Origin of the sequence: Paenibacillus amylolyticus, assembly GCF_001570725.1 — a bacterium.
GTDB lineage: Bacteria > Bacillota > Bacilli > Paenibacillales > Paenibacillaceae > Paenibacillus > Paenibacillus amylolyticus_A.
Genome location: NZ_BCNV01000007.1, coordinates 224,021 through 247,877, shown reverse-complemented (window position 1 = coordinate 247,877; position 23,857 = coordinate 224,021). Strand labels below are relative to the sequence as shown.

The following is a 23,857-nucleotide window of genomic DNA, read 5'->3' as shown; positions in this document are numbered from 1 at the left end:
AATTGACAACTTGTAATAGGATATTCAAAAGTGCACTATTAGTGGCAGAGCATAAGAATAAGGTAGATAACAGCGCTGAAGGAGGATGGATATGGAACGAGTCGTGATTACAGGAATGGGAGTCATCTCTCCTTTGGGAAATGATGTAGATACATTCTGGAATGGATTAATTGAGGGCAGATCAGGGATATCGCCCATAGAGCATTTTGATACAGCTTCGTACAAAACCAGAATCGCTGGAGTGGTCCGTGATTTTGATGGTGAAGAGCGATTTGGACGCAAGGAAGCAAGGCGCATGGACCGATTCGTTCAATTCGCTGTTGCTGCTGCGGGTCAGGCTGTATCGCAATCTGGTCTCGTGATGGATGAACTGGACCGTGAACGGGTAGGTGTATATATTGGTTCAGGCATAGGTGGCATCCAGACATTAATGGAACAAGGCAAGGTTCTGTCAGATCGGGGACCTGCGCGGGTTAGCCCAACACTGGTACCGATGATGATATCCAATATGGCTGCGGCTATGGTCAGTATGAGGTTTGGTTGCTGGGGGCCGACATTGTCGCCAGTAACGGCTTGTTCCATTGGCAATACAGCCATTGGAGAGGCTTTCCGGTTAATTCGTCATGGCGGAGCCGATGTTATTATTGCTGGTGGAACAGAAGCGGCTGTAACCGAAGTGTCCCTGGCAAGCTTCGGTAATGCGACAGCGTTGTCTACACGAAATGAAGCGTTCCAAGCGGCCAGCCGTCCATTTGATGCGGGCAGAGACGGTTTTGTCATGGCGGAGGGCGCTGGAATTCTGGTCGTGGAATCACTGTCTCATGCTCTGGCAAGAGGTGCGAATATTCTTGCCGAAGTGATTGGATATGGTGCCAGTTCAGATGCGTATCATATGGTAGCTACCCATCCGGAAGGGCGGGGTGCATATCTGGCGATGAAAGCATCACTGAAAGAGGCTCAGATTGGACCTGAAGACATTGATGTGATTAACGCTCATGCTACCAGTACGGAGGCGGGTGATCTGTCCGAGACGAGAGCCATTAAACAGCTTTTCGGAACAGCCGCCTATGACATTCCGGTTACGGCAAATAAATCGATGACGGGACATATGCTTGGTGCAGCAGGTGGTGCAGAGGCGATCTCACTTATTCAAAGTTTGCGGCATGGCATCATTCCTCCAACTATCAATCAAGAGCAGAGAGATCCCGAATGTGATCTGGATTATGTACCGAACGAGGCAAGAAAAGCAGAGTTGCGGATTGGGATGTCTAATTCCTTTGGTTTTGGCGGTCATAATGCCGTTATTGTTCTTCAAAAATATTCATCTTAAGCAAAAAAGCAACCTTAAACAGAAAGAACAGCGTAGCCCCATCGGGCTGCGCTGTTCTTGGGTTAATCCAGGATCATCCACATACACCGTACCATTGGTTAACGGCCGAGTGGTTGTACGCCTCAGGACGAGAGGGATGTCGATTCAGCCATGCCTTTGTTGCTTCGGCTCAGCCAGCTTACACGCCAGCGGGATTGCATGAAGAGAACAAGGATTAGGGAAGCTGCTGCAATCAGGCTAAGAATGACAAAGCCTGGTGTATAGGATTGATAACTGCTATACAGTTGACCGAGAATCAGCGGCAATGCATATCCGCCCAATCCGCCAGCGGCACCTACAATACCTGTCATTAGACCAATCTCGTTACCGAAGCGTTGGGGAACCAGTTGGAACACGGAGCCATTTCCTGCTCCCAGACACATCATGCCGAGGAACAACATGACTACTACAACAGGAAGTGGTGGCATGAAGGATACACCGATCAACATGATACAAGCTCCTGTGTACAGGAAAGTTAGCATGCGGGTTCCGCCAATTTTGTCCGCCAAGTACCCCCCAACAGGCCGGAAGAAACTGCCTGCGATCACACAGAAGGTGGTAATGTCTGCGGCACGAACAGGAGAGAGTCCGTATTGGGTGTTGAAGAAGATGGTGAGATAGTTACATAATCCAACGAAACCGCCAAAGGTTACACAATAGAAGGCACAGAATACCCAGGCATCTTTTTGTTTAAGCAGACTTCCGTATTGAGACAATTTCTTGGGTTCAGGCCGGTTAGGGCTATTTTTGGCAAAGATAGAAAAGAGAATAAATACGACAGCGATCGGTATAATAGCAAGTCCGAACACAACTTCCCAGCTGCCAAAATGCGTAGCCAAGCGATTGGCAAACAACGTCGCAAGTACGGTTCCGCTGTTACCCGCCCCGGCAATACCCATGGCCAGACCCTGATGCTCTTTGCCATACCATTGGCCTGCTAGAGGTAGCGCAGCAGCAAAGGAGGCGCCTGCGACACCGAGCAAGAGTGCCACCACGTACAGTTGGCTTAAAGAGTCGACCCATAGCCAGCCGAGTAACAAAGGAACTAAGGTAACGAGCATCCCAATCTGTGCGGTCAGTTTCGGACCAATATAATCAGACATGAAGCCAAGCACAAGGCGCAGGATGGAGCCGCCGAGAATAGGCAATGCGACCAGATTGGCCTTTTCCAGCGGAGTCATCGGATAATCCAATGCAATAACAACTGCGAGTGGACCAAGCATCCCCCATATCATAAAACTGATGTCAAAATACATAAACGCCCCGAAGAGGGTGGGCTTATGCCCGCTTTTCCAAAAACTTTTGCTCTCCATCATCCAACATCGCTCCTCATCCAATTGAGATCTTCGTGATTTGTCTATGTGCTTGTTGAGGCAGAAAAAGGCCGCAATTCGTCCAGATAAGAACGATTTGCGGCCCCGTTGCCGACAGGCGGTACACGTCATTGTGTTCCCGCATCTGAGTTGATCACAGCACTGTGATTTTGATTCAAATTATAATCAAGAGAAAATAGAGATGTCAACAAAAATTACACGCAATTTTAAATATTTCATTTTTAAATCGTATTTCACATTTATGATGTTAATTTAGTTGACATATGATTGAGATTCCCTTAATCTGAATCTAATATGAATCCACACAATGGCGTGTGGATTCCGGAGGCAACGGTGCCCTTTTCCGAATCATGGAGAAGGGATTTTTCTGTTTATTTTCAGGTGAGAGAGAGATAGGGGGCAGCCCATGAGCAGAAGCAAACTGGTGATTATCGGGAATGGCATGGCTGGAGTGAAGTGTGTTGAAGAGATTATTGCACTGGCGCCTGATACGTATGAGATTGTAATTTACGGCAATGAACCCCGCCCCAACTACAATCGGATCATGTTATCGAAGGTATTGCAGGGTGAGCATTCGTTACAGGATATCATTATCAATGATTGGACCTGGTATGCCGAGCATCATATTCGGTTATGCACAGGTGAAACGGTACACCGAATTGATACCCGCGGAAAATATATAGAGACTGCATCCGGCATAAAGGAAACGTATGATGTCCTGATTCTGGCAACAGGGTCTTCACCGTTTATCCCACCTATTCCTGGAATGGATAAAGAGCGGGTCATGTCCTTCCGGACCATTGATGATTGTACGCGTATGTCTGACTATTCCAAAGTATATCGAAAGGCTGCAGTCATTGGTGGTGGATTGCTTGGACTGGAGGCTGCACGCGGGTTGCTGCATCTGGGGATGGAAGCCGTGGTGGTCCATAACGCACCTTACATTATGAATCGACAGCTCGATCAGAAGGCCGCCGTGATGCTCCAGGAGGAGCTTGAAGACCAGGGCATGTCCTTTCTTTTGGCCAAAAATACGCAGAAAATTACCGGACGATCGCAGGCCCAGGGGCTGCTGTTCACAGATGGTTCCAAGCTTGAAGCTCAGGTTGTCATTGTCGCGGTAGGGATTCGGCCAAATGTGGATCTGGCCAGACGAAGCGGAATCGCAACCAATCGGGCAATCATGGTAGATGACTATATGCGCACCAGTGTACCGGATATATACGCAGTTGGGGAATGTGCCGAACATCGGGGAATCAGTTATGGTCTGGTGGCTCCCTTGTATGAGCAGGGGAAGGTACTCGCACGTACGCTCTGTGGACAGGAAACGCCTGAATACAAAGGATCTATTCCTTACTCACAGCTGAAGGTATCAGGGGTTGATGTTTTCTCGGCGGGCGATATCAGTGGGGAAGGCATGCAGACCGCAATTCAACATCTGGATGGTATTCGAGGCACGTACAAAAAGGTGCTGATGCAGGCTGGCAAAGTGCGTGGAGCCATTTTATTTGGAGATACAGCCGAAGGGACGGCATTGCTTGGACTGGTGCAACGAGGTGCGGATGTGGTGGAATTGGCTCCGCGTGAAGGGGCCCCGGACCCGGCTGAGATGGCTGCTGCGGCATTACCGGCTCAGGAGACCGTATGTGCCTGCAATAATGTGACCAAGGCTGCGATAATGAAGGCCATTCAGGAACAGGGCCTGGAAACGGCAGATCAGGTGAAGGAGCAGACCAAGGCGTCAGGTTCATGCGGTGGCTGTCGCCCGATGGTGGCTGCTCTGTTGAAACATACGCATAACCTGAAAAATAACGGGGGTACTGGAGCAGTAGCCACATTGGATAAACCTGCTCCAATGCCTGTATGCAGTTGTACGGAGCTTGGGCATGCAGAACTGAAGGAAATGCTGGCTGACATCGTTGTTCCGGCGACAGACCTACCTTTGATCTTGCAGAAGCTGGGTTGGGGTTCGGAGCTTGGCTGCGCGGTATGTCGTCCAGTGATTCACTATTACTTACAGGTGTCCACTCGAACGATACATGATCAAGAAATCGAGAGTATCCAAGAGATTCAGGTGCGCTGGGATGATCAGATCCCGTTGTCTTCCTATGCGAGGGATGCGGGTGGCTTGGCAGCACAGCTTCGTATGAGTTGGATTGGTGCAGCGATGCCGTCGCCCGTGAATATAGGCGTCGCACCAGGGCCGGGATCATTGGTGAGCGCACTTGTGCAAGATATTGGCTTGCTGGCATCACCAGCTGGATGGGAGATCTACGCAGGCGGTCATGCAGAGCATCCGGTCAAGCAAGGTGGCTTGCTCGGGGTGGCTGAAACAGAGGTGCAAGCGGCCGAACTCGCATCAGCCTGCCTTCAATGGTATCGCCAAACCGCCTGGTATGATGAGCCATTATGGGCATGGACGGAGCGATTGGGATTCATGTCGATTCGGGAAACGCTGCTGGATGACCAGTTGCAGAAGGAACTTGCAGCTACACTTCATACTGATATATAGATGAAAGGCGGGGATGGAAGATGGGATTATCCGTGAGTTCAGAACCAACAGCCTCCAGGCTCTATGTAAAGGAAACCCAGTGTCCGTATTGCAGTGTGCAATGCAAGATGACTGTTGAAGAACTGGCTGCACCTGTTGCAGGCCAGCGACGTGGTGAGTATACGGTTCAGGGCGTTCCGAATGAAGCCTCTCAGGGCAGGCTGTGTGTGAAGGGCATGAATGCTCATCAGCATGCACTCAGTGGGCAACGATTAATGCATCCGTTAATTCGTCGCAATGGCGAGCTTGAACCCTGTTCCTGGGACGAAGCCATTCAGACCATTGCAGAGCGGTTTCGGCAATTGAAAGACTCATACGGAGCAGATACGGTCGGAGTATACGGAGGCGGATCTTTGACCAATGAGACAGCATACCTGCTCGGAAAATTTGCCAGGGTTGCATTGGGTACGAAGTATATCGACTATAATGGACGGTTTTGCATGTCAGCTGCAGCTTCAGCTGGCAGTAAAGTGTTCGGGATGGACCGTGGCTTGACGTTCCGTCTGTCCGATATTCCCAAGGCGGGTTGCATTGTACTCGCAGGAACCAATATTGCGGAATGCCAACCTACCCTGTTGCCCTACTTCAATCAGGCCAAGGAGAACGGGACATTCATTATCGTTATTGATCCCCGCAAGACGGCAACTGCAGCCATTGCCGATCTCCACTTGCAGGTGAAGCCGGGCATGGATGCATTGCTAGCGGATACCCTGTTGAAGGTGATTATGGATGCCGGATTGGCAGACCCTCATTTTATAGGCGAACGAACGCATGGATACGAACAATTAATGCAAGGGTTGGCTGATCTGCAGCTTGAACAGGCGGCACAAGCATGTGGGGTGGATCTGGCCCTGATTCGTCAGGCGGCGATGGCTTATGGTGAGGCAAAGACCGGTATGATCATGACAGCGCGTGGTGTGGAGCAGCAGACAGATGGGCATATGGCCGTCAGACACTTTCTGAACCTCGTGCTGGCGACTGGCAAAATTGGCAGAGAAGGCTGCGGATATGGTGCCATCACAGGTCAAGGTAATGGGCAAGGCGGACGGGAGCATGGGCAAAAGGCTGACCAGCTGCCGGGCTATCGCTCCATTGAAAATGAAGCTGATCGTGCCTATGTGGCATCCGTCTGGGGCGTGGACCCTGCAAGTTTACCGGGTAAAGGGGTTTCGGCCTATGAGATGATGGAGAAGGTTCATGATCAGGAGATTCGGGGATTGCTTGTGATGGGCTCCAACCCGGTTGTATCCAATCCCAATGTGCGTTTGGTGGAAGAAGGTCTGCGCAAGCTGGACTTTCTGATCGTGGCAGACATGTTTCTATCCGAGACAGCGCGAATGGCTGATCTGGTTCTCCCGGTTACGTCTTATATGGAGAATGAAGGTACACTGACCAATCTGGAGGGGCGTGTTCTGCTGCGTGAACAGGGGCGACCTGCGCCAGGAGAAACGCTTGATGATTGGGATATATTATGCCGGATTGCTGCGCAACTGGGCAAGGATTCTTATTTTGAATATGACAGTGCTGAGGATATCTTTAATGAGCTTCGGGTGGCGAGTCGTGGTGGAGTCGCTGATTACTATGGCATTACCTACGAGCGTTTGCGTAACGAGAAAGGGGTATATTGGCCGTGTTCTGCCCTCGAGGATCAGGGAGAAGGACTACTGTTCGGTGAACGATTCGCTCACCCGGACGGCAAAGCCGCATTCACATTCGAATCAAGTCCGGGCTGGAATGATATATCACCGGAATTCCCCTTAATTCTCACCAATGGGCGTGTGCTCCCTCATTATCTGACAGGGGTGCAGACACATCGTAGTCCGGCGCTGGCAGCCCGTGAATTGGAGAACTTCGTTGAACTTCATCCGGCTACCGCTGCTCGTCATCGTATTTACGATGGAGAGTGGGTCGAGATTCAATCGGTGTACGGGAGCTTCACGGTTCGTTCGCGAATCAAGGATTCCATTCGGGAGGATACCTTGTTCGTACCGATGCATTGGGGTGGCGTTCAGAATGTGAATCGGGCAACCCGACCGGAGCTGGACCCGTTCTGCCGAATGCCTGGGTTCAAGACAGCAGCCGTAACCATTCGACCGTTGCGATTGGCGAGATGATTCTTACAGATTACAGGTAACAGGTGTCATAATCTGCTCTAAGCGTAGCTTAGCGGCTGCGCAGTCCCATATTTATATGAGACTGTGCAGCTTTTTTTGCGTATATGTACGCAAGTAGGCCATAGTTCCGTGGTTCCACGTAAACATGAGGATTGGCTCATGAATATGGATTGAATTTTAGTTATGATGTTTATTAGGGGTACATATGTACGTATTTTTGATTATATTTTCAGGCCGACAACAGTTTCGAGTTTAGGTTATTACGCATCGTGGTATAGATATCGGGGCTTATGGAAGCTTCTTCAATTAGGGCAGGACATAGGGAGGGAACACGGTGAACATATGGATAACGGTAAAAAGTCTAGGTAAGCGCAAGCCGGCACTTGCCAAACAAGCTGCCGAACTTCCGGAAACAACCCATACGCTGAGGCAGCTCATTGAGAACATGGTGGCTCTGCAAGTGAAAGCTCTTCAGGACAAGAAGCAACAGGCAGAATTACTCGCCTACCTCATGCCGGATGAGATTGAGACGCAGGGAGCGACGGGGAAAGTCGGGTTTGGCGCAGTATACAATGAGGGCGCTCCTGATCTGAATAGTGCGATGGAGACAGCTATAACTGCCTATGAGGATGGGTTGTACAAAGTGTTTCTCAACGATGAAGAATTGCAGGAACTGGACAATTCCGTGGTTATACAGGATGGCGACAACGTAGTGTTTGTTCGTTTTACAATGCTTGCCGGACGTCTGTGGTAGAGAACGATGAAGGAGGAGAACAGGATGAATCAGGAAGAACAAGTACAGGTGTATATGGATGAATTGCAGGATAGAGCCAAGTCGTTAACAGGGGTACAGCTTGAGCTGGCAAACTATGTTGTGGAGATCGCCGGGTCTACGTATTTGCGTGGAGACGAAAAGATGTTTTTGAATACAGAAAAGTTGCTTGGAAGGCTGGCTGCAGAAACGCAGCAACCATTATTCCAGCCACTATTGGATGTGCTCCAGCATCTGGCGAGCGAGTCATTGGTTGCACGATTCCGTTATATCGCTGAGCGTGCGACTCGTTTTCCATATAGTAACCACTATGAACGTCGGCCTTTCCGCACATCCGATCCGGAGCAACATGTAGAACAGGTCATCCGTAAACTGATGGGATTGTTCCGAATGGAAATGAAGAATTTCTCCCTGAGTGAATATGTGTCATTGCGTGAGTACAAGCTGGATTATCTGCATGAGATCCGTTGGGTTCTGGCGGATTGTATCGCATATGAACTGGATCATCAGGGCGGAGATATGAAGCAGGCACTGCACGATATTATCTATGGCGACAATCAGACGGCGCTGTTAACCCATGAAATGATCAAAGGTATATTCATGAGCGATCAGGTGGATGCCTATCAGATGGTGGGTGAGCTGCTCGTTGCAGCAAGGTTGCAGGAAGGGCTGCGCCAAAGCATTGTGGAGCGGATGGATGAAGGGACACTGGAAGCCTATATTTACATATTAAAAATCATTATCGACAACAACCTGATTCGTTTCAGTTCCGTGGTAAGAGCGCTCGCCGTATGGACGGGAATTGGCATAGAAGCAGCCAATCAGCGTGTTGCTGCACAGCTGATTGAACAGGCGTATGAGGCGCTTGTGCAACCAGAAGTGCGTGAATCCTGGCAGCAGGAAGCGAACGCCAACAAGCTCTTTATCAGCCTGTGGGCGACAGCGGTCATTGAAGAGAATGAACTGACGAGCAAGATCATCGAGATTATGGATCAAGGCCAATTATATCAGAAGATTGTTGCCCAATACGTACTGGCTAACAGCCAGAACAGAGAGCTTCGTTTGCACATTGCACGTCGTTATCTGGAGGCGCAAGATGCTGAGTTGATGCACTGGATTGTGACCAATTATGATGCCATGTATATGTACAATTGGAGTTTCGAGAATGGAGAGAATCAGCGTAGTGTCTACGTGTGGCCATTACCTGCGCTTGAAGATAAGGCATTGAGACGTCAGGACTTTGATCAATTCAAACAGATGCTGGCTGTCATTCCAAAAGGCGGATCAGGTGGACCATCGGGTGTACTTGAGTATGTTCACTACCGGATTGATACGGATGATGTAGTGAAGAAAATGTTATATCTGGCCGCTTATGATATGGACCCGGAATGGATTGGGGAAGTGATCGGAATTAAGGAGCGTTTGAGCCCAGAACTGCGCGGGGAACTGTTGTCCCAGTTTGTTCAGCATCCCGATAATGAGGTGCAAAGACAGTTTGTGTTTGAGAGTTTGTCTGATAAAAGCATCAGTAATCGGGAAAGTGCGCTCTCCAAGGCGAAGCAGCTCACGTTGACGGTTGAAGAGATGAAACAGATGGAGGCGCTGATGAAGCTCAAGACAGGCTCACTTCGTCAGAAGGTCATCCATGTATTGTTACTTCAACCCGTGGACCAATTGACGGTTTCACTGAAGCGACTTTTGCAGGCCAAGAGTGAGTTGCAGCGTCTAGGCGCGCTCGAATTGTTGACCGAGATTGCGGCAGATCCGGATCGGGCAGATCAGCAGGAGCAATTGCAGCCATTGGCACAGCTGATTGAGACGCCAACCGCGAAGGAACAGAAGTTGCTCGACAAGCTGACGGATCAGGGGAGTCGCTATACGGCCGCTAATGGGTTTGGTTTATTCGATCCGAAGCGACGTGAGCCATTGCTGGATGAGAAGCGTGACCTTAAAGGCCACAGTCCGAAGGATATCTTTACACTCTCTCTGGATAAGACCAGACCATTCCTGCAGGGGCTCAATGAATTAGTGCATGAACACAGGGATCATGAGTATGAAGTGGAGTACTATGCTGGCTACAAAGACACGTTGTTAGTCGGAGCGAGTCTTCGCTCCAAGGTTCCGTATGGAGAACGGAATGAAATGAAGCAGATGGAACAGTTCCCGCTACATGACGTATGGGAAAACTTTATTCAACATGCCGGGTTTAGCAGCGTGGAACTGATGCAGTTGTATATGGGGATACAGCTCCGGGATTTCAATGGCAAATTGAGTGACCATTACAGTTACTTCCATGATCAGTATGACTATGAAGAACTGCAAAAGATTCCGTTATTGGAAGGCTGGCGCAAGTCGTTTGCCGACCAGATCTATCCTCTGGATGACATCGAAAAGCTACAGCAGATGCTGGATTCGTTAACGTATAAGGATCAGGTAGTGGCACTGATATCGGCGGCATTTCTGGATAGCGATCCGATCGACACGTTTGAAATAGCTGAGAAAACCTGGGCCTCCATCATCGCGAGTATGCCTGCTGATCGATTCGAAAAAGAGTCAGGCATGCTTCATATTCTGACTGGACCTTGGAATTATGTAGTTCGTGGCAAAATCCATGACGATAACAGCTTCAAACGTTTCTTCCAGACAGCTTACCAGTTCACCAGTCTTGTAGAGAGTAGTCATCCGTTGTCTTTACTGTCACTTGAAGATTTTCTGCGTGCGTACCAGTTGAACTTGATTGATGAACAGGAGATATACCGACAGGTTCTGGTCGGTGGGAATCGTCTGATGTTTATTCGGGACTTAACATCCACTCGTACAGAAATGATCGCAAGTGATCCCAAGCTGATTCATTTACGGGACACAGTCGTTAATCGGATTCTGGAAATCGAGCTGACCCGGGGAGAACTCTCTACAGAAGTAAGTACACTTGCCATGAAACTGGAACGAATTGAAGGCATGGAACACTGGGTACATCTGGTCTCGGCGATGGATCAGGATACATTTGTCCGTGGATATATCTACAGCTATGGAGACAACACAACACGTAAAGAGACGTTTAGCTATCTAATTCAGAATTGTCATCCACGGGATGGAGAAGATGAGAAGCGTCTTGGAGAATTGCTCCAGAAGTATCCGGTGAATGAGAAAAAATTGCTGGAAGCAGCTATGTACGCCCCGCAGTGGATGGAGATTGTTGCGAAACATCTGGGATGGGAAGGTCTTCGCAGTGCAGCCTGGTACTTCCATGCCCATATCAATGAACGCTTTACTGCGGAGAAAGAAACCATCGTGGCCCACTATTCTCCAATCTCACCACAGGACTTTAATGAAGGTGCATTTGATATCGCTTGGTTTGAAGAAGCCTATGCTGCTGTCGGTGAGGAACGGTTCAATCTGTTATACGATTGCGCCAAGTACATTTCCGGGGGAGCTAACCACCGCAGATCCCAATTGTTCGCAGATGCTGCACTGGGCAAGCTTCGACTGGACGACATGCGTGAGTCCGTGTCAGACAAGCGAAACAAAGATCATTTGTTAACCTACAGCCTGATTCCATTCGCCGTAAATCGGGAACAGGATCTGCGTGAGCGATACGACTTCATTCAGAAGTTTCTGATGCAGAGCAAACAATTCGGTGCACAGCGCCGTGCGAGTGAAGGTGTGGCATCACAGATTGCACTGGGCAATCTCGCTCGTAATGCAGGTTATGCTGATGTTACGCGGCTGATGTGGGACATGGAAGCACGTAAGCTGGATGAGATGAAATCCTTCTTTGAACCTCATGCATTGGATGCTGACACCACAGCTCAATTGGTCATTGATGAGGAAGGCCAACCCGAGATGGTTATCGTTAGCAAAGGCAAGACACTCAAATCTGTACCTGCCCGGTTCAAAAAAGATGGATATATCGCTGAACTGAAAGAGCTGAAATCGGATCTCGTGGATCAGTATCGCCGGGCACGGCAGGAGCTGGAACGTTCGATGACTGCTGGGACATCCTTTACACGTCAGGAAATTGCCAGTCTGATGCAAAATCCAGTCATCCATCCGCTGGTAAGAACACTTGTATTCCAGTCAGGTGACAAGACGGGACGATTCGATGTATCGTCTAGCGGTTTGCTTGCTCCAGAACCAGAGGGCACGATCCAGGCATTAACTGAGCAGGATCAACTGCTGATTGCTCATCCGCTTCATCTGTATCAGAGCGGAAGCTGGAGTGAATTCCAGCGGGATCTGTTCACCCGTCAGGAGCGTCAGCCCTTCAAGCAGGTATTCCGTGAGCTGTATCTTCCTAACGAGGACGAATTGGCTAATGGTACGGTGTCCCGCCGATATGCCGGGTATCAGATTCAACCGAAAAAAGCAGTAGCTCTGCTTAAAGGACGTCAATGGACGGTCAGTTATGAAGAAGGTCTGCAGAAGGTAAGCTACGAGCACAATCTAATCGCGAATCTTTATGCGATGGCGGATTGGTTCTCACCGGCAGATACCGAGGCACCTACGCTGGAGACGGTGCAATTCTACGATCGCAAGACCTACAAGCCTGTAGCGTTGCAAGATGTGCCGCTGACGTTCTTCTCGGAAGTCATGCGTGATATCGATCTGGTGGTCAGCGTTGCACATGTGGGAGGCGTAGATCCGGAAGCCAGCCTGACAACAATTGAGATGCGCCACGTCATTGTGAACGAGTCGTTGCGTCTGCTGAAGATCGACAATGTGCGTCTGGACGGGAACTACGCACGGATTGATGGTGAATTGGGTGAGTATGCTGTTCATCTGGGTAGTGGTAATGTGTTCAAACAGGCCACAGGTGCGCTTCATATTGTACCGGTGCACAGTCAGCATCGGGGCCGAATCTTCCTGCCATTCCTGGATGAAGATCCGAGAACGGCTGAGATTCTGTCCAAGGTGATGTTGCTCGCCGAAGATAAGAAGATTAAGGACCCGCAAATTCTTGCACAATTACAAAACTAGAAGTGAACGAACTAGAATTGAACCGCCCCGTGGGGCGGTTTTTTATTTGTTACTCTGGAGGAATTCCAACATAAAGGCAGCGGAAGAACCTGTTAAAAGGGACTTCAGTTGCTTTTATATTTTCGGATATTTCAATGGGGAGGATTGGTTCCGGTTTCAAATAGACTTAGGACCCAGAGTGTGTTGGCATATTCCTTAATCTGATAATTAATTGCATTAATTGGTTGAACGAGAGTGGGTCGAACCGACTGTTTTTAAAAGTAAAGAATTTGTTCGAAAATAGTTACGGAAATGTAAATAATTCGTTTTCTTGTTATGTTATCTGAATTATGAATGTGGTGATTCCAAAGAACTAGGCTCGCTCCAAACGGTCTTTTACCAAATTTAAGGGGATGTAATTCGCAATCAGGTCGGTTAACGTTAGGAAGCGAAATCTGCTGACTTGCTTGCAGGCTGCAGTTTCAGAAGCCATGTGCAGGACGACCTGAATGCTTGAAAGACTGGGATCAAGCCAGTTTGCATTCCCTTGTATACATGTATTCAATATGTGCACAAGAAAAATGATCAAGAGAGAAGGAGAGCTTACAACATGAACAGAAGACTCAATCTGATTTTCCTCAAACGATGGTTTATGCTATTAATCATCGTGGCGGTTGCGGCTATGCCGCTACACGCTTTCGCCGCGGAGGCGGAATCTGGGGCTAATCGTCCTTGGATGAACAAATCCTTGTCTGCGGAGGAACGCACCGAGCTGCTGCTCAAGGAGATGACGCTGGAGGAGAAAGTTGGATTCGTAACCGGTAAAGTCAATAACTATTATGGTTTCTATAATGATGGATTGGAGCGCCTCGGCATTCCGGCATTACAGATGGCAGATGGACCCGCAGGGGTACGTGTAGCCAACCCGGATGTGCAGGACAAAAAGTCCACGGCGCTGCCTGCACCGATTGCCCTTGCGGCTTCCTGGGATACCGATCTTGCCAAGAAATATGGCGATCTGATCGGTCAGGAAGCACATGATACAACACATAATGTAGTGCTTGGTCCTGGGCTGGACATTGCACGTACACCATGGGGTTCCCGGAACTTCGAATCACTCGGGGAAGATCCGCTACTGGCTTCCGGCATGGGTGCAGCGTATGTGAACGGGATTCAAAGTAATCCGGTTATCGCTACTGCGAAGCACTATATCCTGAACAACCAGGAGACGGAACGTTTCACGACCAATGCAACAGCCAGCGAACGTGCCATTCAGGAAGTCTATGCACGTCCGTTCCAGGCGATGGTGGAAAAAGCGGATCTCGGTTCGGCCATGTGTTCATTTAACCAGGTGAACGGTACATATGCTTGTGAGAACAAGGAGATGCTGACGGATGTCCTTAGGGATCAGTTCGGCTTCGAAGGGTTCGTCATGAGTGACTATGGTGCAAACTTCAGCACAGCCAAGTCCGCCAATGCGGGTCTGGATCTGGAGACGCCTGGGGAGCCTTACGGCAAATGGGGAGACAAGTTGCTGGAGGCCGTGAACAATGGCGAAGTCAGCGAGCAAACCATTGATGAGAAGGTTAGACGTATCTTACTTCAAATGTTTGATAAAGGGTTGTTCGATAACCCTGTAACGAATACACAAATCAATGCCAAGAAAGACGGCAAACAGGCACGTGAAATTGCAGAAGAGAGCATGGTTCTTTTACAAAACAACGATAATACGCTGCCACTTTCCAAGAAAAATGTGAAATCCATCGCTGTCATCGGACCGGATGCAGATAACGCATCTGCTGCTGGTGGAGGTAGCAGTCTGGTTAACCCGACGTATACCGTAAGTCCACTGCAAGGCATTCGTAACCGTGCCGGAAACGGTGTGGATGTTAAATATGCAGCCGGAACCGATCCAATCTCCGCAGGAGATGCATTTAATGGACCGTCGGCCGTACCTTCCACTCTTTTATCGCCTGGGGATGCTCAGGAAAGTGAAAGAGACTATGGTACAGATCGTGCGGAATACGGTCTGCGTGCGGAATACTGGACGAATACAGACATGGAGGGTAACCCTTCTCTGGTACGTACAGATCATCAGGTCAACATGAACCTTGGATTCTACAACTATGAAGGTTTTAATGCACAATCTTCCAAGCTTCCAGTGACACCAACGAAGTTCAATGCCAAAATGTCCGCTCGTTGGACAGGGGCAATTACGGTGCCTCAAACGGGTGAATATAAACTGTCCCTGACGAGTCTCGGTTCTGCGAAACTGTATGTGGATGATGAGTTACTCGTAGACAATCAAGGTGAAACATTGAGTACAACAAAGAAAGAAATCACATTCAAAGAAGGCGAGTCCCACAATATTCGAATTGAGTATCGTACGGATTTCCCGGTACAGACTAATCATGATATGGGTGCACAGGTTCGTTTTGGCTGGGAAGCTCCAGAAGACGCTGTTGATATCAAAATGCAAAAAGCAGTTGATCTGGCGAAAAAATCAGATGTTGCCGTCGTGGTAACACGTACGTATGACAGTGAGGGTTATGTAGACCGTTCCGATCTGGAACTGCCGAATAATCAGGAACAGCTGATCCGCAAAGTAGCGGCAGCCAATCCGAAAACGATCGTGGTGCAAATGAGTGGTCGCGCTGTCGAGATGGACTCCTGGCAAAAAGAAGTGCCATCTATCGTTCAGGCTTGGTACGCAGGTCAGGAACAAGGTAATGCTGTGGCACGTGTGCTGTTCGGTGATGTGAATCCATCTGGTAAGTTGCCAGTGACGTTCCCATCAGATGATTCCCAAACCCCTGTATCCACTGCGGAACAATTTCCAGGTGTGAATGGGGTGGGTAACTACTCCGAGGGTATCTTTGTAGGGTACAAAGGATATGACAAAGAAGGCATGACACCGGCGTTCGCCTTTGGACACGGACTGTCGTATACCAATTTTAATTATCGTAATCTGCATGTGAAAAACACAGGCAAAGGGGACAAAGAAACCGTAGAAGTATCCCTGAACCTGCGCAATACCGGTAAGGTTGCCGGTGCAGAAGTCGTACAGGTCTATGTCGGCAATCTGCCAACCAAAGTGGAGACACCAGAGAAACAACTTGCTGGCTGGGCGAAGGTCGATCTGAAGGCAGGCAAGCAACAACGGGTTAACATTCAACTGGATCGTAGTGCATTGTCCTACTGGGATGAAGCATCCCATGAATGGGTAATGCCGAAGAGTGAAGTTCAAGTGTATGTTGGCAGTGCATCGGATGATATCCGTCTGACAGGCAGTGTGAATATCGGAAGTAAGTCCGGTAAATAAAAGTGGAATAAGGGAGATTGAAAAGTTAGTCTCCCGGTGAAATTATTTGCGTCAAATGCAATTTGTTCTACTTCATATATATAGGAAATTGAGTCGTGGCCGAATGGCCGCGGCTTTTTCCACAATGGAAGGAGAGTGAAGCGTGATGAGCATAAGCTGGCGAGAGCATCCCAAGCGATGGATCATCCTGCTAATCGCTGTTTGTTGTGTCGGTGCAGGAATCTGGCTTATCTTCAACAGTGAACAACCCGCTCCGCCACCAGTTGCGGATAAACAGAGAGCGGCTGAAGTCTGGTTAACCACGGGAGATCAGCAAAATCTGCTTACACCACAGAAACCCATTCCAATTACAAATCATCATAATGCAGACACAAGCACTTCAGAATCTACAACGCAGGAGTCTGATACTTCCCCGTCAGAGTTTACGATACAGATTGATCCGAACAAGACTTATCAGACCATGGATGGATTTGGCGCAGCGATGACGGGTTCGTCAGCACATCTGATTAATCAGCTTCCAGTGGAGCAGCAAGAGCAGCTGCTGAAGGAACTGTTTACGACGGAAGGGCTGAACATGGATATGGTGCGTCATACAATTGGCGCTTCCGACTATTCTGTTGATGAATCAGGAGCGGCTTCAAGTTATACCTATGATGATATCGAATCCGGAACCGATTATGACATGCAACACTTTTCAATCGATAAGGATCAGGAAGTTGTGAATATGCTGGAGCGTGTAGCTGGTCTTGAAACGGAACTTAAAGTACTTGGCACACCATGGACGGCCCCGGCCTGGATGAAGTATGGGGAGAGGACCGCTAACGGCTGGTATCTGGATTATAACGATCCCCAGGTGTATGAAGCGTACGCGAGATATTTTGTGAAATATATCGAAGCTTATCAGGCAAAGGGCATTCCCATCTACGGGATTACGTTGCAAAATGAACCGGAGTTCACCTCGGATAAATATCCGAGTATGAGTATGGGCGCCGAAGAACAAGCCAGGTTCATTCGGGATTATCTCGGCCCGGCGCTACAAGATGCGGGACTTGATACGCGAATCATCGCTTATGATCATAACTGGGATCAGGCGGTCGAATATACCAGCAAGGTGCTCGGTGATGAGCAGGCTGCTGCCTACATCGATGGATCTGCTTTCCATTGTTATGCAGGTGATCCATCTGCCATGTCGGAAGTACATGATCGCTTCCCGGACAAACATATTTATTTTACCGAATGCAGTGGTGGGGAGTGGAGTCCTGATTTTGGCGAGAATCTGAGTTGGCAGATGTCCAATCTCATCATTGGTGCGCCGCGCAACTCGGCGAAGAATGTGCTGCTCTGGAACATTGCACTCAATCCGCAAGGTGGTCCCACGAACGGTGGCCGTGAGAACTGCCGTGGGGTTGTGACGATTGACCCGGAGCGTGATGAAATCACTAGAAATGTCGAATATTATGCGCTAGGCCACATCAGTCGTTATGTACGTCCGGGAGCCGTAAGGATCGATTCCTTACAAGAACAAGGCAAGATCGAGAACGTAGCTTTCCGCAATCCGGATGGAACGATCGTGCTGGTTGCAGCTAACACGGGTGAGGTAGAAGTTTCCTTTGATGTAGTTATGGACGGAGATTCATTTCAATATGTACTGCCTTCCCAATCGGCAGCAACCTTCCGTTGGAATCCAAAAACGGGAGTAGAACGTTGACTCAAGCTTGGAAATTATGGGTACAGATTGAATGATGGACATGATAAAATAAACGTAGAGTTATTTCAAATTTGATGTATTAAATAAGTCCGATCTCAGGATCGGGCTTTTACATAACTTTTTACTTTTAGTAGAAAAGGAAAATATGTTGGACAGGTTAGTCGTTGCATATCGGGAACAGGATCATGACAAGTTGGTCGAGATCTGGGAGTGCTGTTCGAGAGACAGCATCATCGGTTAACCTCGGGATATAAATGACCAGGATGAGGAGTGTGCAGGATGACACAGATCAAGGTGACACCGGAACAACTGGAGACGGTCAGTGGGCAGTTTGCTCAGGCACATCAGCAATTATCGGGCTTCATGTCCACGCTGGATAGCAAGATGAGTGTCATGCGCAGCAACTGGGATGGCATGGAGCGGGAGCGTTTTTATAACGATTATTCAACAGCTCAAGGCACGATGAAATCTGTTCTGGAACTGGTTCTGTCCATTCAGTCGGAACTTAAGAAAATTGCCGAACGCTTCCGCACGACAGATGAAGAGGCGGTTAGCCAGGCAATCATGACGGCGCTGACCGCAGCGCAGGCGCTATCAACCATTGGCAAAAATAAAGGCGATAGTCTCGACAAAACGCCAGGCCCACCAAAGAACATGGATGAATGGGATGAGAAGGATGCCGAGAAGTACCAAAACTATGAGGAAATGCTGAAGAAAGCCAAAGAGGTGGGTGATGAAGAACTGGCGCAGCAGATTCAGGCCAGCATGAACATCATTCGGCTTCAGTATGAAGATGTAATCTATCAGACTGACCCCAATACGGGCAAGACGGTGAAAATTACCGAGGATTCCATCGTGGGTACGTATCAGGTGAAAAGCGACAAGGGCGAAACGACCACCATCAGTCTGGATAAACAGGGCAATGTGGTGGACTATAGCAAGGATACGGAAAAGTATAAGTATTCGGAGCAAACGCACACGACCAGTCAAGGAGAGCATCTCTTTGGCAAAGCAGCACAAACGGCTACAGCCTACGGCATTGGTCTGCTGCTCACAAGCAAGACGGGCTCTGCCTTTACGGAACACGCCACTGGACTCGGTTCTTCCTTCGTTGCGGACAAGTTCCTGTTCTCTGTGCCGGAAGAAGGCGAGACACGTACGATGATCTACCGGACCAATAAGGATACGGGCAAAATGGAAAATATGATCGTGGTCACGCGCGGCGACAATGATATTGAATATACTCCGTGGCGGGATTACTATTAAGCCACGGATGGGGTCGGCAAGCGGGCAACGCAGGGATACCGGATTGCTGCCTGCTTGTCGACCCACAGCATGGAGCCATGTGGTTGGATGACACATGGCTAAAAGTATGGAGGGCAGGCGGCTTATCCGTGAGCCTGCCCATAGAGAAACACCCCGGCAACCTTCTCCCTGAGATGGGAAGGTTGCCGGGGTGTTTTGGGTTTTCCTTACCGAGTAGCCACGGTCAACGGACCGGGCAGACAGGAAGTCTTTTTTTGCCAAAGCTTAATGCGTCTCTTCATCCAGAAACGGTTTGTTCACCGCATAATACATAAAGCCCATCAGCAGCACACCGCCCACCAGATTACCCAAAGTCACTGGCACCAGGTTAAGGATCCCCCCTTGAAACGAGATGGTTCCCAAGTGGTTCAGTACACTGGACAAGTCTATGTATCAAGTAGCTGAGGACTTGCAGCAGACAAAGATTTTTCTTGCTGAGGGCATGTTCTACAGCGGTGATATGATGCGGACAGGTCAGCGACAGACTTGATGAACTGAACAGCGTGGATCAGCTTAATAAGGTAGGACTGCCTGGTGGAGGACAGATCTACATTCCTGAAAATGCGAGAAATACCAGAGTTAAGTTCGCCCGAAAGCAGGTACGACAAATTATTTTCCGTTTCTGTCCTCTGCTAGTGTTAAAAACACTCCGTAACTCCTTATATTGAGAGGTAGTTTAGTAGGTGTTTCTATGTTCAGAAAGGTGATCACGTTGAGAAGGACATCCATAGCACCTGTAATCATTGTGACTACTTCCGAGTGAATGTTATCTCAATTGGATTTGAAGTGCACTGGTTGAAAGTCGAAGTGGTCATCAAAACAAATATAAGGAGTGATTGTAATGGCTGACGTTAAAGTGCCAGTGCCATTGGCATCGTGGTACAAGCCGACCAACGGTGATGAAGATCAGCTTAACCGTTGGGATATTGGCGTTGTAGATGCTTCCCAAGCATCTGAGATTGACACTTTCTTGATCTTTAACAACCGTAAGGGTCTTGAAGATGTACCGGACATGCAGAATGCGGTAATCATGACGAAAGACTCGAATGGCGGAAACACCGGAGAATTGGTAGAAGGTCAGTGGATCGAAGTTAGAGTTGACGAGATTGACACTGGATTTAACAAAATTGGGTGGGACTCCATCGAAAACGTTGCAGTTTCTCGGCCGATAAAGACCACCGGTAGCACGACAAATGTAGACGGTACGTTTACACCGAATGTCGGTTCACACACAACAACGAGCGGTGAAGTCAGCTTGCTCGGAGTCAAGAATGACGGAGATCTAATCAACGCCAAAGGTAACTACGTCAAAGTGCAACTCCTATGCCGAATTCCAGGTAATGCTTCGGCTGGTCTAATTAATTTTCGTACTCGCATAACTTACCAGTATGTGTAAGAAAACATCCAATGCAATGGAGGTTACCCTATGCTGACAAAAATTAATCCATACTCTTTTGTGGATCAAGACTATATCTGGATGGGTGAGTATTCCGATGGTAATCACCTTTCTGAATACCACTATCAAACGAAAAAACGAGGAGATTTCAACACGATTAGAAAGGAGTCGCTCATTCGCTTCGGGCTTATCGGAAACGGCATGAGACTTTATCACGAAGTGCTCGGCGGTTTCTTCCATCTGAGAGGTCAGATTTACGAGATTGTCTACAAGGCAGGCGATAAAGAATACTACCTGACAGGTCAAAGCCAGCTTTATAACGATGTCATTACGTACAAGGATGCGGAAGCGTGGGCGAATTTTAATCAGCGAGATAATACGAATTTTCCAAGCAGGGTTACTGCTTTCAACACTGGATACAAAAAGAGCCTTAAAATTGATGGGATCAATTTCAACTTCAAGGCCATTATAAGCGTCCCGTGTAATAATGCACCGATTAATTTGATGGTAAGAATTGTAGCCGACACGGATCTTGACGGTAAGTTGGTGATTAAGCGTAACGGAACGCAGGTCGCTGAGTTCAAAGCTCCCCTGAGAAAAGGTATGGGGGGGCAAGTCATGTGGTATGTGAGGTGGTAACGAATGGCTATTTACTCAGGTAAGTCTACACTCCACGACTACTTGATGGGGGAAGACATCCCAAATGGTACTCATATACTTGAAGTCAATGGCGTGAATATAGACATCGAGATGTGCAACTATTTGGATGACTTTGAAGTAGATACTCAGGCGGTCGAAAACATCGTACCTGTGCTAAGCAGCAACACTGCCAACGTAAATTTCAAGGCATCTGCAAGTTCAGAATATAACGTATCCCCTGGATACCTGGCATGGAGGGCATTCGTTGGCGGTGTTAATGGGACGCTCTGTTGGGCTACCGCACAGTTTAATACTACGGGCTGGCTTCAAATGACCATGATTGCAGCTAGACGTGTATCTCTCTACTATCTGTGTGGACAGACAGGAAGACCCCAAGGTAGCCCTAAAAACTGGACATTTGAAGCATCTGACGATGGGGAGAAATGGACTGTGATAGACACCCGTGAAAATGTTACAGGTTGGGTGGATAATACTTGGAAGGGCTTCGCTGTACCTGTTGAAAATATCGGGCTGTATAAAATGTATCGACTCAATGTGACAGCCAACAACGGTGATACCAGTTTTCTGACCATAGGTGCTATGCAACTGATTGACTCATTTGGAGATGAGACCCCAGACTCTAAAATGCTCGTGCTAAAGTTTCACAAAAACCTAACTGTCAATGCTGGCGCTACCCTCATACCAAGGGTTAGAAAGAAGGGCATGACCATTTACGTAGGAGGCAAGCTCACTAACAAAGGGACGATAAGTATGTCGGCCAAGGGAGCGATATCAACCGGACAGAACGTCTATCTTTATCAGAACAATGATGGGTCATTTGAGTACGTTCCGGCTGTGGGGGCTGTCGGCGGTACGAGCGTTACAGGTGGGGCACAATCGGTTACCAACACTGGCCGGACAGGTGCAGTGGGCACGTCAAGAAGAACTGGCGGTGGGGGATCTGGTGGTGGAGGAATGTCAAACCCACATACAGGTACTTTCATAACAGGCAGGGGCGGTACTGGAACATCCTATTCCGGTGGAGCAGGTGGCGGTGGAGCATGGTGTTACAGTGGCAACGCTTGGGCAGGAGCGGGTTCAGACATAGGTGGTGCTGGTGGTAACGCAGCATCAACCTACGGAACTTCTCGTCCTGTTGGTGGCGGAGCAGGTAACGGAGGAGGCACAGCTCTCGGCGGTTTTGCAGGTGGAGCAGGGACGGGCGGTCTCTTAATCATCTATGCAACTACTTTTGATAATACAGGCACCGTTGTTTCTGTAGGATCAGTCGGAGGGGCTGGCGGTAACGGGGGCGGAGGTTCGTCTGGAGGTGGATCGATCAACGTCTTCTACACAACCCTGGTTAACAGGGGAACCACGAATGCTAACGGAGGAGCAGCAGCTACTGCCGGTAGTACAGGTGGAGCAGGGACCATTACCTTCTCTCTTATGGAGAATACAACAAGATTTGATGGTGGTCTGGACGTAACATCTACACACACTAATGACGTACTTCTTTCAGGAATCATCAATGACACTATGGGACTGGATATACAGTACCGAATCACCGTAAACGATGACCAAGTATTTCCTCAAAGTGGATTCACGGACTTAGCCCCAAGAGATCTGCATGTTAGGTATGACATAGCGAATAGCTTACTCCGTTATGGGACGAATACGGTCAGATTGTTTGTAAGAAACAGCAACGGCAGAGTGTCAGTGTACGTGTACACTGTCGCTCTAGAAAGCGTGGAGCCAAGTATTACGGCTTCAATGATAGGGATGCGACTGGATGTTGTTGTGGAAGATCCTGAGATGGATAGAGTTAGAATCCAAGTGATTCTAAATGGGGTTAGTATCTATCCAGAGCATGGAGGGTACACCGAACTTACTGAATCCCCACTAGTATACGGCAGAACGCTGTACAGTAACGAGGTTGTAGTTGGTGCTGAAAATACGGTTGAGGTCCTTGCTATGGATTCTTATGGGGCAAAGACAAGTACTTCTCTGCCATTTACAGGCTCCTACTCAGGAGTTATGTTCTCGGATGAAAATGGAGTCTTCTATTCGGATGACCTGGGCAATGTACTTAGCTACCTTAACATCGGATGGCTGGCTTTCGGAGAGACGTCGCCAGTACATGCAATAAATGTTATTAACCGGACAGGAACCACACTAGGGGGATTCGCTCTCTCGTCGAATATGGACGAACTACCCGCTGATGTAGCAATTGAGTTCTCACTAAGCAATGAACCTTTTACACCTTCCGCATATATCTCTTACTCAGAAGCCTTGTCTCACGAAGACGTTGCAACGTTCTACGTCAGGATGGTCGCAGGGACAGGAGGAGACACGGGCGTTGGGGAATTTGAAATAGCAATTTACTATTAA

The 23,857-nt window shown here is 48.7% G+C and carries 13 protein-coding genes and 1 pseudogene; 12 read left to right on the top strand and 2 right to left on the bottom strand.

Annotated features, from left to right (window positions below; genetic code table 11):
* Positions 1–91 precede the first annotated feature (91 nt).
* Positions 92–1,330 (top strand): beta-ketoacyl-ACP synthase II, encoded by a 1,239-nt coding sequence (fabF, locus tag PAHA3_RS25825; protein WP_062837525.1) that lies wholly within the window; start codon positions 92–94, stop codon positions 1,328–1,330.
* 122 nt (positions 1,331–1,452) lie between these two features.
* Here the strand turns inward: fabF and PAHA3_RS25820 are convergent, their stop codons facing one another.
* On the bottom strand, positions 1,453–2,682 hold the full coding sequence (locus tag PAHA3_RS25820) for a nitrate/nitrite transporter (RefSeq protein WP_062837572.1): 1,230 nt from the start codon (positions 2,680–2,682) through the stop codon (positions 1,453–1,455).
* A gap of 427 nt (positions 2,683–3,109) precedes the next feature.
* Between PAHA3_RS25820 and nirB the strand changes: the two genes are divergently transcribed.
* The 7 genes from nirB to PAHA3_RS25785 all read left to right on the top strand — a co-directional run bounded on the left by nirB (position 3,110) and on the right by PAHA3_RS25785 (position 19,392).
* Positions 3,110–5,215: a nitrite reductase large subunit NirB gene (nirB, locus tag PAHA3_RS25815; protein ID WP_062837524.1), complete on the top strand. Its 2,106-nt coding sequence runs from the start codon at positions 3,110–3,112 to the stop codon at positions 5,213–5,215.
* Between the two features lie 20 nt (positions 5,216–5,235).
* A complete protein-coding gene (nasC, locus tag PAHA3_RS25810; protein ID WP_062837523.1) occupies positions 5,236–7,368 on the top strand; it encodes an assimilatory nitrate reductase catalytic subunit NasC in 2,133 nt (710 codons plus the stop codon).
* Positions 7,369–7,702: 334 nt separating this feature from the next.
* Positions 7,703–8,122, top strand: coding sequence for a hypothetical protein (locus tag PAHA3_RS25805; protein WP_062837522.1), 420 nt, complete (start codon positions 7,703–7,705; stop codon positions 8,120–8,122).
* A 24-nt stretch (positions 8,123–8,146) separates the two neighbouring features.
* Positions 8,147–13,117 carry a DUF4132 domain-containing protein gene (locus PAHA3_RS25800; RefSeq protein ID WP_062837521.1) on the top strand — a complete coding sequence of 1,657 codons (4,971 nt, stop codon included), beginning with the start codon at positions 8,147–8,149 and terminating at the stop codon, positions 13,115–13,117.
* A 589-nt stretch (positions 13,118–13,706) separates the two neighbouring features.
* Positions 13,707–16,418, top strand: a complete 2,712-nt coding sequence (locus PAHA3_RS25795; RefSeq protein WP_062837520.1) for a beta-glucosidase — start codon at positions 13,707–13,709, stop codon at positions 16,416–16,418.
* Positions 16,419–16,563: 145 nt separating this feature from the next.
* Positions 16,564–18,126, top strand: coding sequence for a glycoside hydrolase family 30 protein (locus PAHA3_RS25790; protein ID WP_062837519.1), 1,563 nt, complete (start codon positions 16,564–16,566; stop codon positions 18,124–18,126).
* A gap of 279 nt (positions 18,127–18,405) precedes the next feature.
* Positions 18,406–19,392 (top strand): WXG100 family type VII secretion target, encoded by a 987-nt coding sequence (locus PAHA3_RS25785; protein ID WP_062837518.1) that lies wholly within the window; start codon positions 18,406–18,408, stop codon positions 19,390–19,392.
* A gap of 264 nt (positions 19,393–19,656) precedes the next feature.
* On the opposite strand, the pseudogene PAHA3_RS31015 reads toward PAHA3_RS25785, so the two are convergent.
* A pseudogene (locus PAHA3_RS31015) lies at positions 19,657–19,815 on the bottom strand (formate/nitrite transporter family protein); the annotation flags it as partial.
* On the opposite strand from PAHA3_RS31015, the gene PAHA3_RS31265 reads away from it, so the two are divergent.
* From PAHA3_RS31265 to PAHA3_RS25770, 4 genes are all read left to right on the top strand, one after another.
* Positions 19,784–19,921, top strand: a complete 138-nt coding sequence (locus PAHA3_RS31265; protein WP_201028115.1) for a hypothetical protein — start codon at positions 19,784–19,786, stop codon at positions 19,919–19,921. The pseudogene PAHA3_RS31015 and the gene PAHA3_RS31265 overlap by 32 nt on opposite strands.
* A 351-nt stretch (positions 19,922–20,272) precedes the next feature.
* Positions 20,273–20,827 (top strand): hypothetical protein, encoded by a 555-nt coding sequence (locus PAHA3_RS25780; protein WP_062837517.1) that lies wholly within the window; start codon positions 20,273–20,275, stop codon positions 20,825–20,827.
* 30 nt (positions 20,828–20,857) lie between these two features.
* The gene (locus PAHA3_RS25775; protein ID WP_062837516.1) at positions 20,858–21,466 is read left to right on the top strand and encodes a hypothetical protein; all 609 of its coding nucleotides are present in this window, start codon (positions 20,858–20,860) and stop codon (positions 21,464–21,466) included.
* A gap of 111 nt (positions 21,467–21,577) precedes the next feature.
* Positions 21,578–23,857, top strand: a complete 2,280-nt coding sequence (locus tag PAHA3_RS25770) for a discoidin domain-containing protein (protein ID WP_167350952.1) — start codon at positions 21,578–21,580, stop codon at positions 23,855–23,857.

Excerpts from the sequence above, each read along its gene's own strand:
- fabF (WP_062837525.1), top strand. The coding sequence starts at position 92 with ATGGAACGAGTCGTGATTACAGGAATGGGAGTCATCTCTCCTTTGGGA.
- PAHA3_RS25820 (WP_062837572.1), bottom strand. The coding sequence starts at position 2,682 with ATGGAGAGCAAAAGTTTTTGGAAAAGCGGGCATAAGCCCACCCTCTTC.
- nirB (WP_062837524.1), top strand. The coding sequence starts at position 3,110 with ATGAGCAGAAGCAAACTGGTGATTATCGGGAATGGCATGGCTGGAGTG.
- nasC (WP_062837523.1), top strand. The coding sequence starts at position 5,236 with ATGGGATTATCCGTGAGTTCAGAACCAACAGCCTCCAGGCTCTATGTA.
- PAHA3_RS25800 (WP_062837521.1), top strand. The coding sequence starts at position 8,147 with ATGAATCAGGAAGAACAAGTACAGGTGTATATGGATGAATTGCAGGAT.
- PAHA3_RS25795 (WP_062837520.1), top strand. The coding sequence starts at position 13,707 with ATGAACAGAAGACTCAATCTGATTTTCCTCAAACGATGGTTTATGCTA.
- PAHA3_RS25790 (WP_062837519.1), top strand. The coding sequence starts at position 16,564 with ATGAGCATAAGCTGGCGAGAGCATCCCAAGCGATGGATCATCCTGCTA.
- PAHA3_RS25785 (WP_062837518.1), top strand. The coding sequence starts at position 18,406 with ATGACACAGATCAAGGTGACACCGGAACAACTGGAGACGGTCAGTGGG.
- PAHA3_RS31265 (WP_201028115.1), top strand. The coding sequence starts at position 19,784 with ATGGTTCCCAAGTGGTTCAGTACACTGGACAAGTCTATGTATCAAGTA.
- PAHA3_RS25780 (WP_062837517.1), top strand. The coding sequence starts at position 20,273 with ATGGCTGACGTTAAAGTGCCAGTGCCATTGGCATCGTGGTACAAGCCG.
- PAHA3_RS25775 (WP_062837516.1), top strand. The coding sequence starts at position 20,858 with ATGCTGACAAAAATTAATCCATACTCTTTTGTGGATCAAGACTATATC.
- PAHA3_RS25770 (WP_167350952.1), top strand. The coding sequence starts at position 21,578 with ATGTGCAACTATTTGGATGACTTTGAAGTAGATACTCAGGCGGTCGAA.